Raw genomic sequence first — 12637 nt, 5'->3', positions numbered from 1 at the left:
TGTCTATTCTTCCGTTAAGCCGCCATGTTCCACGTGGAACATCCGGTACTCCGGTACGGTGCCCGGCCACAAATCCTGCGGCTGCGGCTTTTCAATCGATGTCATGAACACCTGACACCGCAATTCATAAAGTTTCTGGGCCAGCATGGCCCTGTGCCCCACATCCAGCTCGGCGTTGATATCGTCCAGCAGGAAGGTCACCTGCTTGCCAAGTCGGTTAAGCACGATGCCTTGGGCAATTTTCATCAAAATGACCAGGGTCTTCTGTTGGCCTCGGGAAAAGGTTTCAGCCACCGGGCGGCCCTGAAAACGCATGCGGATATCGGCGCGGTTGGGACCATAAAGCGTATGGCCCATCCGCATTTCCTGTTCGCGATGGTTTGCAAGAAGCTCGGCCAAGGGCTGACTGGTGTCCCAGCCCGGCGCCAGATCCATCTTCAGTCCCGCTGTCCAGGGTGTCGGAACCTCTGTCAGCAAGCGGTCAAATGCCTGCCGAAAGAGCTCGAACGCTGCCTGGCGAGCCTCATTCACCCGGGTTGCCAGAACCTCGTACTGCCTGTCCCAGACCCGGATCAGAGCCTCGTCTAGTCTACCATTTCTCAGCGTTTGATTCCGCTGAGATATCACCCGCTGACACTGTTGCCACACCGACGAGAATTCAGGTTCCACGTGGAACACTGCCCAATCCAGAAACTGCCGTCGCTTACCCGGGCCGCCAGCAACAATCTCAAAAACGCCCGGATCAATCACCGATACCGGAAGATGCCGGGCCAGCACCGACAGATTACGCACGGCTTCGCCATCCACCCGCAGGGTTGTTTCCTTGCTCGCCAGGTTGCGGCCGATACCGAGTCGGTGCACCAGTTCCGGCTGCGCGCTGACCGGCAACCTTCCAGCCAGGCTACCACCGAGGCCGCCATCCAACCCACCGAAAACCGTAAAGTTCTGATGACCGTGCTGACAAACTGCCTGATGGCGATTTACCCGAAAGGAACGACCGAGCCCCAGATAACCAATGGCTTCCAGCACGCTGGACTTGCCACTGCCATTCTCACCGAACAACAGATTGAAAGAAGGGGAGAACCACACTGGCGCATCGACAAGATTCCGGAAATGTTCCGTCTGCAGTTTTACCAGTGCCATAGCATCTCAATGGAAAACAGAAAGGACAAAAAAAAAGCAGCGGGCCGGAACACTCCGGGCCGCTGCTTTAGTGTACAGAAGATCAGTGCAACATGGTGAGCCTTTCATCCATGAACACATCCATCTCCGGCGCCAGAATGTGGACATAGCGGTCAAAATACAAAAACTGCTTCAGCAACAACGCAAACTCCCGGGGGAAATGCAGGCCATGACTTTCGCCCACCCGCACCATATCCATCAGGATACTGTTGACATCATCTTCCGCCTGATCCGCCTCATAGGGCACATGGTCGGGCACCATGCGGTCCATTTGCTGATACAGCGTTCGCAAGTCGTTGGCGAGCGCACTGACCACCACCGATTCCCGGGTAATACCGATCCGGGTCATGGCATCCGCCATCCCCTCGAAGTTACCCACCATCACCGCGGAGATGAAATCGCTCACTGCCTGCCAGGTATCCGGGCGGATCCGGCCAACGATCCCGAAATCAATAAACCCGACCCGGCCGTCCTGCAAAACCATCAGGTTGCCGGCATGTACGTCCGCATGGAAAAATTCGCACTTGGTCAGGCTGGCAAACCAGGTATTCATCGCGGTAATCAGCGTGCGCTCGGGATCCCGGGCATAACCGCGAATGCTTTCCAGATCGGTCAGCGGAACCCCGTAGAACCGCTCCATGGTCAGAATCCGCCGCGAACTGCAGTGTTCATACACCCTGGGCACCGTCGCCTCGTCGTTATGGGTATCGAGGAGGAAAGTACGGAACACCTTGAGGTTGTTGGCTTCCTTGATGAAGTCGCACTCCTCCATCATCGTACGCTGAATCTCCTCGACGATCCCGGACAGCGACGTCCACGACAACTTCGGCGCCAGGGTTTCAAGAATCCGCGCCGCCAGATACAGGAAGTTCAGGTCCGTGAGCAGGATGTTTTCCACCCCCGGCTTCTGAACCTTGATCACCACGTCTTCACCGGAAACCAGCTTCGCGGCATGAACCTGGGCAATCGATGCCGACGCCAGCGCGACCGGATCGATCTCCGCAAACACCTCTTCGATCGGCCGGCCCAACTCGTCCCGGATAATCTTGCGAATCACGCTGAACGGCAGGCTCGGCGTCTTATCAAGACAATACTGGAATTCTTCGACGTATTCCTTGGGAAAGAAGGTAGGCGAGCTGGCAATAAACTGCCCCAGTTTTATATAGGTCGCCCCGAGTGATTCAAACGTTTGCCGCAACAAACGCGGAGCAGGGGGCCGATCCCCCCGTGCCCAGTTCAGACCGGTACGCCCCAGCACCGCCAGCGTCTGCCCGATCCTGAACGCGCCCTTGATACCGTTCGTTACTGCCGTCATGATCGCCTTCCTTCCCACATTCATCCTGATTTCCGATGAGCTGCCAGCCGTGGCCTTGCCCATACCCGTGCGACCCTCAGAGTCGCATCGGCATGACCACATAGAGGCAGCGGTTATCATTCGGTGCTTCAATCAATGCACTGCTGTTGGGGTTAGCCAGCGTCAGTTTGACCTGTTCCTCTTCCAGCGCATTCAGCACATCCACCAGATAGCCTACATTAAAGCCAATCTGCAGGGATTCGCCCTGATACTCCACCGGCAGCGCGTCTTCGGCCTGTTCCTGGTCCGGGTTATTGGCGAACACCTGCAGTTGATTCGCCGACAGGTTCAGCCGTACCCCCCGAATATTCTCGTGCGACAGGATACCCGCCCGTTGCAGGGTGTTCTTCAGCGTGGCGCGATCGGCCAGCACCACTTTGTCCCCGCCCCTGGGGATTACCCGGTTATAGTCGGGGAACTTGCCCTCGATGAGCTTCGAGGTAAAGGTGTATGAACCCACCGTGGCGCGCAGGTGATTGTCACCAATCACCAGCGTCACCGGGGTTTCCACGTCGTCCAGCAACCGCGCCAGTTCCAGCACCCCCTTACGGGGCACGATCACCTGCCGCAGGGACTCGCTACCAGTGGCCAGGTCATGCTGGGCCATGGCCAGCCGATGGCCATCGGTCGCCACCGTACGCACATGACCGGTATCCACCTCCAGCAACAGACCGTTCAGGTAGTACCGCACATCCTGCTGCGCCATGGCGAATGCGGTGGCATCCAGCATCCGACTCAGTTCTTTCTGCGGCAACTCCAACCGGAAACTCGCCGCTTCGTCCTCAACGTTGGGAAAATGCTCGGCAGGCAAGGTGGACAGGGTAAAATGACTGGCGCCACAGCGCAGGTGCAGCCGGTCTCCTTCCAGCCCCAGCTCTATCGGCGCCTCGTCGCCCAACGCGCGGCAGATATCCGACAACTTGCGCGCCGGGACGGTAATCCTACCGGGTTGGTCCACATGCACCGGAACGACCCGGCCCACCAGTTCCACTTCCATATTGGTGCCGGTCAGGGTGAGGGTATTGTCCTCCGCCACCAGCAACACGTTCGACAGCACCGGCATGGTCTGTTTACGCTCAACGACACCGGCAATGGACTGTAACGGAGTAAGTAGCGCTTCTCGGCTGATTGTCAGTTTCATGGCACTCGGCAATTTCTTGTCAGTTGGATGAATGGGGCTAAGGGTAACTGCGCGTTTCGCGGTTCGTCAGGTTGTGAGTAACCGCATGAAGTTCTGGTAATCTTCGCGAATATTCGGATCATTTTCCTGAAGTTCGACGATTTTCTTGCAAGCATGCAAAACCGTGGTGTGATCACGGCCCCCGAAGGCGTCACCGATTTCCGGCAGGCTGTGATTCGTCAGTTCCTTTGCCAGTGCCATAGCTACCTGCCTCGGCCGGGTGACCGTGCGGGTCCGCCGCTTCGATAACAGATCCGCCACCTTAATCTTGTAATACTCGGCCACGGTGCGCTGGATATTATCGATGCTGACCTGCTTCTCATGCAGCGCAAGCAGGTCCTTCAGGCTCTCGCGAATAAACGGCGGGGTGATCTCGGAACCGGTGAAGTGAGCATTCGCTATCACCAGACGCAGTGCCCCTTCGAGCTCCCTTACGTTGGAGCGGATCTTCTGGGCAATAAAAAACGCCGCTTCACTGGTCAGCCGAACATTCGCCTGTTCCGCTTTCTTCATCAGGATCGCCACCCGGGTTTCCAGCTCCGGTGGCTCCACCATCACTGTCAGTCCCCAGCCAAACCGGGACTTGAGGCGCTCTTCCATGTCGACAATTTCCTTCGGAAACCGGTCACAGGTCACGATCACCTGCTGTCCCCCTTCAAGCAACGCATTGAAGGTGTGGAAAAACTCCTCCTGGGAACGCTCCTTACGGGCGAAGAACTGAATGTCGTCGATCAACAGCGCGTCGACCGAGCGGTAATAACGCTTGAATTCGTTGATCGCGTTCAGCTGCAGTGCCTTGACCATATCCGCCACAAACCGCTCTGAACGCAGATAGGCCACCTTGGCACGGGGATTCCGTCGCACGATCTCATTACCGATCGCGTGCATCAGGTGGGTCTTGCCCAAACCGACGCCACCATAGAGAAACAACGGGTTGTAGGCACCACCCGGATTCTCCGCAACCTGCATCGACGCCGCCCGCGCCAGCTGGTTCGACTTACCCTCGACAAACGTATCGAAGGTAAACCCTTCGTTCAGAAAGCTCTGGTGCTTGATGTCACCTTCCACCTGCACCGACCTGCGCGCGGTCTGGGCAGCCTTGGGAACCGTGTCGACCACCGTCGCCGCAACACCCTTTTCCTCGTCGGTCACCCGGCTGCCCGACTCATCGTGCACCCCGGGGCGGCCCTGGGCCGAATCGGTTGCCCGCACCACCGGTTCGCCCGCCCTCGGAGCCGAACCCACCTTCATATTGACCCGCGGAGCCTGCCCGCCATGAAGATCCTTGAGCACTTCCTCGATACGCCGCAGGTACTTTTCATTAACCCAGTCCATCACAAACCGGTTCGGCGCAAACAGCATCAGCTGATCCTCGCGCTGGTCCGACTGCAGCGGCCTCAACCAGGTATTGAACTGCTGGGCGGGAAACTCATCCCGGAGTACTTCTAGACATTGATGCCAAATGGTCTGCGGCACGACAGCCTGCCTCCGATGTCATGGATATTCCTCGTGTCCGGATCTTGTGAACCCGGTGAAGAGATGACCTCGGATTCTACCTTGCGGGACCCCCGAGTAAAAGGGGAAAAGCCGGGTCATAAACAGCCTGTGGAAAGTTATCTGTTTATGATTCATATTGTTACGGACTTACCTACAGCCTTGTGTACAGAAATTACTTACCGACCAAGTTACCCACACCCCCTTGTGTGCAGACCACTCCAAGCCCTGTGTTTAACTCACCGGCCGACATGGGGATAACTCTCCATCCCGTCCGGAAACCACTTTACCCACAATCCGCCATTCAGTTATCCACAGCGCTCAATGGCACCTGTCTACCTGTTTATAAAGTGGATAGCTCATTGAATAGTTTATTGAAAAGGAACCTTTCCACAGTTAATGACTCCCCTAATAACAGTAGTAATAGAATTCTTTAAAAAACTTAAAAGACCTTACTGACTTTAATTAGCCAACGTATAACAGCGGCAGATCCGACCTGGCCGGAGGCCGGTCCGCATCCGCTAACCGGCCATAAGCATTTTGGCCTACTGGAAAAGCATTGAAATCTGCAGCCAGTTTGCATAGAATGCCGCACCTGTTTTGGCTGTACATTTTCCAGCCAACCCATGAATGTCCACCCTACGTAATGTGAGATAGTCACCATGAAAAGAACGTTTCAACCAAGCGTACTGAAGCGTAAGCGCGTTCACGGTTTCCGTGCCCGTATGGCCACTGCGAACGGCCGCAAGGTTCTGGCCCGTCGTCGTGCCAAGGGTCGTGCCCGTCTCTGCGCATAAGACCTGGTCAGCCTGATGAAGGCTTTGACCTTTCCAAAATCCTCGCGGCTGCTCAAGTCCCGGGATTACGGCAAAGTCTTCAATGATGTTCGCGTCCGGGTTCCACACCGGCATTTTCTGATTCTGGCAACACCCAATGATTTGGGCCACCCCAGGGTTGGTCTGGTGTTTGCCAAGAAGAACCTGAAGCATGCGGTACAACGTAACCGCATCAAGCGTCAGGTACGCGAAACATTCCGGCTGGAGCAAGACCTGCCCGCCATGGACATTGTGGTACTTGGCCGGCAGGGCCTCGCTTCATTGGATAACGCCAAGGTCCGGAACCTGCTTCAGGATATCTGGCGACGACTGAAAACCAAATCAGCGCAGGGTTCACTGTCATCACCAGCGGCAGCATCGCCCGACGGTAAAGGAACCGGCTAATGCGCAAGCTATTGCTCCTTCCGATCCGTTTCTACCAATACGCAATCAGCCCGCTGATGGCCAGTCATTGCCGTCATTACCCCACCTGCTCCCAATACGCCGTTGAAGCCATTACCCGCCACGGTGCGCTCAAGGGACTTTTTCTGGCCTCAAGACGCCTGCTAAGGTGTCATCCTTGGGCAGAAGGCGGGTATGATCCGGTTCCGGGCACCGAAAACAGCAACCAGCCTCGCTCTGCCATTTGCTGTCAACCGGATAGCCAATCACCCAACTCCAACCAGACAACACACTGAGTCTATGGATATTCAACGCATCGTACTGTTTGCCGGTCTGGCTATTGTCAGTTATCTGATGGTGCTGGCCTGGAATGAGGACTACCACCAGCCTCAACCCGTTGCCCAAGTTGCCCAGCAGGCCAATGGCAACAGCGCCGGCGGAGACTTCGCCACCCCGCCGACCACCACTACCGGGACGGCCAGCGATGGTGAATTCACCACTCCGGAGAGCGGCAGCACCGACCTTGGCGCAGCAGCCACTGCAACAGACATCAGCGATCAGTTGATTACGGTGCGCACCGATGTCTTTGAGCTCAAGATTGATCGGGTTGGCGGCAATCTGGTCGAGTCGTCCCTGCTCAACTACGACGACTCCCTGAAGAGCAAGGCACCCCTCAAGCTTCTGCAGAGCAGTAATGGCCGAACCTATATCCTCGAGAGCGGCCTGATCGGCAAGAACGGCCCGGACAGCCGCAAGAACGGTGATACTCCGGTCTATCAGAGCAGCGCGACCGAGTACCGTCTGGCCGAAGGTGATAACGAACTTGCTATCGACCTGGTCCACACCACCGATGCCGGTGTGAAGATCACCAAACAATACCTCCTGGCCCGCGACAGCTACGAAATCGGCGTCCGCTACCTGATTGATAACCAGTCAGCAGCTCCCTGGGAAGCCAACCTGACCGGCAAGATTGTGCGTGACCAGGCCCCGGATCCCACGGCCCAGAACAGCCTGGGTATCCAGGCTTTCCTCGGGATGGTCATGAGCACCCAGGAAGATCCCTATGAAAAATTTGATTTCAGTGACCTGTCGGAACAACCGATCAACCAGACAGTAACCAATGGATGGCTGGCGTTTCTGCAGCATTACTTCCTCAGTGCCTGGATTCCGGCAAAAGACCAGCCAGCCCAGTTCCAGACGACCCGCAGGGGCAGCCTGTATGTGATGGGTTTCGTCAATCCCGCACTGCAGCTTGAACCTGGCCAGAGTGGTGAAGTCAGTGCCCGCGCCTACGTGGGTCCGAAAATTATCGATCGACTTGAAGCCGTCGCCCCCAACCTTGATCGGACGGTGGATTTCGGCTTCCTGTTCTTCATCGCCCTGCCGCTGTTCATCGTTCTGGAATGGTTCCATGGACTTGTCGGTAACTGGGGTGTAGCGATCATCCTGCTGACCGTACTGGTCAAGGGCCTGTTTTTCCATTTGTCAGCCACCAGTTACCGTTCCATGGCAAGAATGCGCGCCGTGGCACCGCAACTGACCCGGCTGAAAGAATTGTATGGCGACGATCGCCAGCGCATGTCCCAGGAAATGATGGCGTTGTACAAGCGGGAGAAGATCAATCCACTGGGGGGCTGTCTGCCCATCTTGGTCCAGATGCCGGTCTTCATCTCCCTGTACTGGGTACTGTTCGAGAGCGTCCAGCTGCGCCATGCGCCGTTCATGCTGTGGATCCACGACCTGTCGGTGATGGACCCGTACTTTGTGTTGCCGATTCTGATGGGCGCCAGCATGTTCCTGCAGATGAGCCTGAACCCGACGCCACCGGATCCCATGCAGGCGAAGATCATGAAAATGATGCCACTGATCTTTACCGTGTTCTTCCTGTGGTTCCCGGCTGGCCTGGTACTGTACTGGCTGGTGAACAACATTCTGTCGATCAGCCAGCAGTGGTACATTACCCGCAAGATTGAAGCGGAAGTTGCAGGTAAAAAGCACTGACCGGTGCCGTTAACCTGACCCAGACAGAGGCTCCGTGACGGAGCCTCTGTCATTTCAGCCGGATGGAAACCCGATGAACCAGACCACCGACACCATTGCCGCCATTGCCACCGCTCCCGGTCAGGCCGGGGTGGGAATTGTGCGGGTTTCCGGCCCGGCAGCGGCCGCCATTGCCCGCCAGATGCTGGGTTTTGAACCGAAGCCCCGGTTTGCCCATTTCGGCCCGTTCCTCGACCGCCGGGGTGAGCTGATCGATGAGGGCATCGGGTTGTTTTTCCCCAATCCGCAATCGTTCACCGGTGAGGATGTGTTCGAACTCCAGGGACACGGCGGAACGGTGATCCTGGACCTGCTGTTGCGTGAGGTCTGCAGCCTGGGCGCCCGCCTCGCCCGGCCCGGTGAGTTCTCCGAACGGGCCTTCCTCAACGACAAGCTGGACCTGGCCCAGGCCGAGGCCATTGCCGACCTGATCGAGAGCAGCTCCGAACAGGCCGCCCGCTGTGCCGTGCGGTCCATGCAGGGAGTGTTTTCAAAACGGGTGGATGACCTGGTAGAGGCCATTACCCACCTGCGCATCTATGTGGAGGCGGCCATCGACTTTCCGGAAGAGGAAATCGATTTTCTGGCGGATGGCAAAGTGGCGTCCGACCTGCAGAACCTGCTGGAGCAGGTGGAGCAGATTCTGGCCGAGGCCCAGCAAGGCACCATTTTGCGTGATGGTATGAAAGTGGTCATCGCCGGCCGGCCAAATGCCGGCAAGTCCAGTCTGCTCAATGCCCTCGCAGGGCGTGAAGCCGCCATTGTGACGGCCATCGAGGGCACCACCCGGGATGTGCTGCGGGAGCATATCCACATCGATGGTATGCCACTGCACATCATCGATACCGCCGGGCTGCGGGACAGTCCTGATGAGGTGGAACAGATCGGCATCGCCCGCGCCTGGCAGGAGATCCGCCAGGCCGATCGAATCCTGCTGATGGTGGATGCCACCACCACTGACAAGACCGAACCCCATGAAATCTGGCCGGACTTTATCGACCAGCTGCCCGCCGCTGCGCCCCTGACGGTGATCCGCAACAAGGTGGATTTGTCTGGTGAGCGTGTTGGCATCAGCGCCGAACCGCACCAGAGCGCCCCGGTTATCCGGCTTGCGGCCAAAGCGGCGGAAGGCCTGGAGGTGCTTCGCGAGCACCTGAAACAAAGTATCGGTTTTGCCAGCACCACCGAAGGCGGATTCCTTGCCCGCCGGCGTCACCTTGAGGCCCTGGAACGGGCCCGGGGCTCCCTGCTGCAGGGCCAGTCCCAGCTCGAAGGCTATGGGGCCGGTGAATTACTGGCCGAAGACCTGCGTGCCGCCCAGGATGCGTTGGGGGAAATCACCGGGCACCTGACGCCGGATGACCTGCTGGGCAAGATATTCAGCAGTTTCTGTATCGGGAAATAGCCAACACCATCAGGCCACGTCCTCCGGTTGGGTCAGCCTGGCCGGTGCGCTGTCGGCAACCAACCTGATGAAAAAGACCCCGGCGGTAAACGCCGGGGTCGAAACGCACCGCGGTTAAGCGGTGAAGGCCATGTGGTCTGCTTCCAGCTGCATCAGGTTCCGGGTCGGACTCAGCATACTGGTGGCATGGGCCTGGGCACGGGGTAGCAGGCGGTCGTAATAGAACTCGGCGGTTGCCAGCTTGGCGTTATAGAACTCCGCCGCGTCGTTACCGCCGTTGTCGAGTTTATCGACCGCCACTGCCGCCATCCGGGCCCACATGTACGCCATGGTCACGTAGCCACTGAACATCAGGAAATCGTTGGCGGCGGCACTGACAAGGTCGCGATCCTTGCGGGCGGCGAGCATGATCCGTACGGTCAGCAGGTTCCATTGGGCAGTCAGTTTCAGCAGTTCCAGGGCAAACGGCCGCATCCGCTTGTCGGTCAGCTGCTTGCGGGCAAAGTTGGCGATCTTCAGGGTGAACTCCCGTACTGCGCCGCCCTGGGTCATCAGCAGTACCTTGCGGCCCAGCAGGTCGAGGGCCTGGATACCAGTGGTACCCTCGTACAGGGTGGCAATCCGGGTGTCACGGACAATCTGTTCCATGCCATGCTCGCGGATGTAGCCGTGACCACCGAACACCTGCATGCCGAGATTGGCCGATTCGTAACCCAGCTCAGTGAGGAAGCCCTTGAGGATCGGGGTCAGGAAGCCCAGCTTGTCGTCGTAGGCCGCCGCTTTCTTGTCGTCGCCTTCCAGATGACCGGCTACCATGTGGTCGGCCAGTCGCGCCGCGTAATACAGCATCGCCCGGCCACCTTCGGCCACCGCTTTCTGGGTCAGCAGCATCCGCCGCACATCGGCGTGGTGGATCAGTGCATCGGCCGCATGTTGCGGATCCTTCTTGCCGGACAGTGCGCGCATGGAACGGCGCTCCCGGGCGTATTCCAGGGCCCATTGATAGGACAGCTCGGCCGGGCCCACGCCCTGGATCGCGGTACCGATGCGGGCGGTGTTCATGAAGGTGAACATGCAGTTCAGACCCTCATTCTCCGGGCCGATCAGGAACCCGGTGGCACCATCGAAGTTCATGACACAGGTCGCGGAAGCCTTGATCCCCATTTTCTTTTCCAGGCTGCCGCAACTGACACCGTTGCGTTCGCCGACTCCGCCGTTACCGTCGGGCAGGAACTTCGGCACGATGAACAGGCTGATGCCGCGGGTGCCCTTGGGCGCGTCCGGCAGCCGGGCCAGCACGATGTGGACGATGTTCTCGGTGAGATCGTGATCGCCGGATGAAATAAAGATCTTGGTGCCGGTCACTTTGTAGCTGCCATCCGCCTGCGGCTCGGCCTTCGTCCTGACCTGGCCGAGGTCAGTACCACACTGGGGTTCGGTCAGGCACATGGTGCCACCCCAGCGGCCTTCGGTCAGTGGCACCAGGTAGGTGGCAATCTGCTCCTCGCTGCCGTGCAGCTGGATGGTGTTCATGGCACCGAGTGACAGTCCCGGGTACATGGAGAATGACCAGTTGGCGGTACCCATCATTTCCTGTTTGAACAGTCCGATGGAGGCAGGCAGTCCCTGTCCGCCGACTTCCTCGGGAGCAGACAGTCCCTGCCAGCCACCTGTCACATACTGCTGGTAGGCTTCCTTGTAACCCTTGGGCGTAGTGACCTCGCCGTTCTCCAGTTTGCAGCCTTCCTCGTCACCGCTCTGGTACAGCGGGCTGAGGACTTCTTCGCAGAACCGGGCACACTCGCCGAGAATGGCATCCACGATGTCCGGGGTTGCGTTCTCACCGTTGCTCAGGGACTGGTAGTGGCGCGGGTAGTTGAATACTTCGTTGAGCAGGAACTTCATATCCCGCAGGGGTGCCTTGTACGTTGGCATAGCGCTACCTCTGGAACTCGCAGTTGATCGTCGGGAACGGCCTCAGGCCGTCCATTGCGATCAGTTGTACGGCAATCCCGGGGAGCTGCCATTGACGGAAACCACCCGACGGTCTGTCAAAAAAGACAATTGGCTGAAATGACGGAAGGCCCGGGAGCCGGACCGGGAAGGCAGGGGACAGACTGATCGAGGGGCGGGTCAGCGACGTAAAACTCTGTTATCCAACGCAACGGCTGACCCAGCGAGAGTGTAAAAGTTATGCAAAACCGACGCCGCCTCACCTTCAGGACTGGCCCGATCTGCACAGTCTGGTTATTGTTGACCCTGACCTGGCTGGCTGGTTGTGCCGGCCCCGGCCTGGACGAGTATCGCAACCGGGTGCCGGAACTGCTACCTGCGCAGTTTTTTAACGGCGAACTTTCTGCCCGCGGGGTGGTCAAGGACTACACCGGCACGGTGATCCGGACCTTCGATGCGGATATCAGCGCGCACTGGGACAGCAACGGAGTAGGGACGCTGGACGAGGTGTTCCGCTTCGATGATGGTGAGGTGCAGACCCGAACCTGGACACTGACACCGGTCGATGCAGGTTACCGTGCCGAAGCCGGTGACGTTACCGAACCCGGCACCATGCGCTGGCAGGGTAATGCGATTCAGATGAATTACGTACTGCGGGTACCTTACAGGGACGGCACCCTTGACGTACGGATGGATGACTGGATGTATCTGGTGACCCCGGACACCCTGATTAACCAGACCACCATGACCAAGTGGGGCATCGAGGTGGGGGAAGTGCTGCTGGTGATTCAGCGGCGGTCACCGTGACGACA

At 58.2% G+C, this 12637-nt stretch carries 11 protein-coding genes; 6 read left to right on the top strand and 5 right to left on the bottom strand.

Going from position 1 to position 12637, the window contains the following annotated elements:
- Window positions 1–3: 3 nt before the first annotated feature.
- From recF to dnaA, 4 genes are all read right to left on the bottom strand, one after another.
- Complete coding sequence (gene recF / locus CLH61_RS08580) at window positions 4–1143, bottom strand: DNA replication/repair protein RecF (RefSeq protein ID WP_099614315.1); 1140 nt, start codon at window positions 1141–1143, stop codon at window positions 4–6.
- Between the two features lie 82 nt (window positions 1144–1225).
- Window positions 1226–2497 (bottom strand): ABC1 kinase family protein, encoded by a 1272-nt coding sequence (locus CLH61_RS08575; protein WP_099614314.1) that lies wholly within the window; start codon window positions 2495–2497, stop codon window positions 1226–1228.
- A gap of 76 nt (window positions 2498–2573) precedes the next feature.
- Window positions 2574–3677, bottom strand: a complete 1104-nt coding sequence (gene dnaN, locus CLH61_RS08570) for a DNA polymerase III subunit beta (protein WP_099614313.1) — start codon at window positions 3675–3677, stop codon at window positions 2574–2576.
- 66 nt (window positions 3678–3743) lie between these two features.
- A complete protein-coding gene (gene dnaA, locus CLH61_RS08565; RefSeq protein WP_099614312.1) occupies window positions 3744–5192 on the bottom strand; it encodes a chromosomal replication initiator protein DnaA in 1449 nt (482 codons plus the stop codon).
- Between the two features lie 680 nt (window positions 5193–5872).
- Here dnaA and rpmH point away from each other — a divergent pair.
- From rpmH to mnmE, 5 genes are all read left to right on the top strand, one after another.
- A complete protein-coding gene (rpmH, locus tag CLH61_RS08560) occupies window positions 5873–6007 on the top strand; it encodes a 50S ribosomal protein L34 (RefSeq protein ID WP_099614311.1) in 135 nt (44 codons plus the stop codon).
- A 15-nt stretch (window positions 6008–6022) separates the two neighbouring features.
- The gene (gene rnpA, locus CLH61_RS08555) at window positions 6023–6430 is read left to right on the top strand and encodes a ribonuclease P protein component (RefSeq protein ID WP_099614310.1); all 408 of its coding nucleotides are present in this window, start codon (window positions 6023–6025) and stop codon (window positions 6428–6430) included.
- Complete coding sequence (gene yidD, locus CLH61_RS08550) at window positions 6430–6723, top strand: membrane protein insertion efficiency factor YidD (protein ID WP_099614309.1); 294 nt, start codon at window positions 6430–6432, stop codon at window positions 6721–6723. Before rnpA ends, yidD begins: the two co-directional genes overlap by 1 nt.
- A 4-nt stretch (window positions 6724–6727) precedes the next feature.
- Window positions 6728–8428 (top strand): membrane protein insertase YidC, encoded by a 1701-nt coding sequence (gene yidC, locus CLH61_RS08545; RefSeq protein ID WP_099614308.1) that lies wholly within the window; start codon window positions 6728–6730, stop codon window positions 8426–8428.
- 73 nt (window positions 8429–8501) lie between these two features.
- Window positions 8502–9872 (top strand): tRNA uridine-5-carboxymethylaminomethyl(34) synthesis GTPase MnmE, encoded by a 1371-nt coding sequence (mnmE, locus tag CLH61_RS08540; RefSeq protein ID WP_099614307.1) that lies wholly within the window; start codon window positions 8502–8504, stop codon window positions 9870–9872.
- Between the two features lie 114 nt (window positions 9873–9986).
- On the opposite strand, the gene CLH61_RS08535 is transcribed toward mnmE, so the two are convergent.
- A complete protein-coding gene (locus tag CLH61_RS08535; RefSeq protein WP_099614306.1) occupies window positions 9987–11807 on the bottom strand; it encodes an acyl-CoA dehydrogenase C-terminal domain-containing protein in 1821 nt (606 codons plus the stop codon).
- Between the two features lie 258 nt (window positions 11808–12065).
- On the opposite strand from CLH61_RS08535, the gene CLH61_RS08530 reads away from it, so the two are divergent.
- The gene (locus CLH61_RS08530) at window positions 12066–12632 is read left to right on the top strand and encodes a DUF3833 domain-containing protein (RefSeq protein ID WP_099614305.1); all 567 of its coding nucleotides are present in this window, start codon (window positions 12066–12068) and stop codon (window positions 12630–12632) included.
- The last annotated feature ends 5 nt before the right edge of the window (window positions 12633–12637 follow it).

The organism is Marinobacter profundi (assembly GCF_002744715.1).
In the GTDB taxonomy this organism is placed as follows: Bacteria; Pseudomonadota; Gammaproteobacteria; order Pseudomonadales; family Oleiphilaceae; genus Marinobacter; species Marinobacter profundi.
Note: the sequence above shows the minus strand (reverse complement) of the source record. Positions and strands in the feature narration are given on the sequence as shown.

Excerpts from the sequence above, each read along its gene's own strand:
- yidC (WP_099614308.1), top strand. The coding sequence starts at position 6,728 with ATGGATATTCAACGCATCGTACTGTTTGCCGGTCTGGCTATTGTCAGT.
- rpmH (WP_099614311.1), top strand. The coding sequence starts at position 5,873 with ATGAAAAGAACGTTTCAACCAAGCGTACTGAAGCGTAAGCGCGTTCAC.
- CLH61_RS08575 (WP_099614314.1), bottom strand. The coding sequence starts at position 2,497 with ATGACGGCAGTAACGAACGGTATCAAGGGCGCGTTCAGGATCGGGCAG.
- CLH61_RS08535 (WP_099614306.1), bottom strand. The coding sequence starts at position 11,807 with ATGCCAACGTACAAGGCACCCCTGCGGGATATGAAGTTCCTGCTCAAC.
- recF (WP_099614315.1), bottom strand. The coding sequence starts at position 1,143 with ATGGCACTGGTAAAACTGCAGACGGAACATTTCCGGAATCTTGTCGAT.
- rnpA (WP_099614310.1), top strand. The coding sequence starts at position 6,023 with ATGAAGGCTTTGACCTTTCCAAAATCCTCGCGGCTGCTCAAGTCCCGG.
- yidD (WP_099614309.1), top strand. The coding sequence starts at position 6,430 with ATGCGCAAGCTATTGCTCCTTCCGATCCGTTTCTACCAATACGCAATC.
- CLH61_RS08530 (WP_099614305.1), top strand. The coding sequence starts at position 12,066 with ATGCAAAACCGACGCCGCCTCACCTTCAGGACTGGCCCGATCTGCACA.
- dnaN (WP_099614313.1), bottom strand. The coding sequence starts at position 3,677 with ATGAAACTGACAATCAGCCGAGAAGCGCTACTTACTCCGTTACAGTCC.
- mnmE (WP_099614307.1), top strand. The coding sequence starts at position 8,502 with ATGAACCAGACCACCGACACCATTGCCGCCATTGCCACCGCTCCCGGT.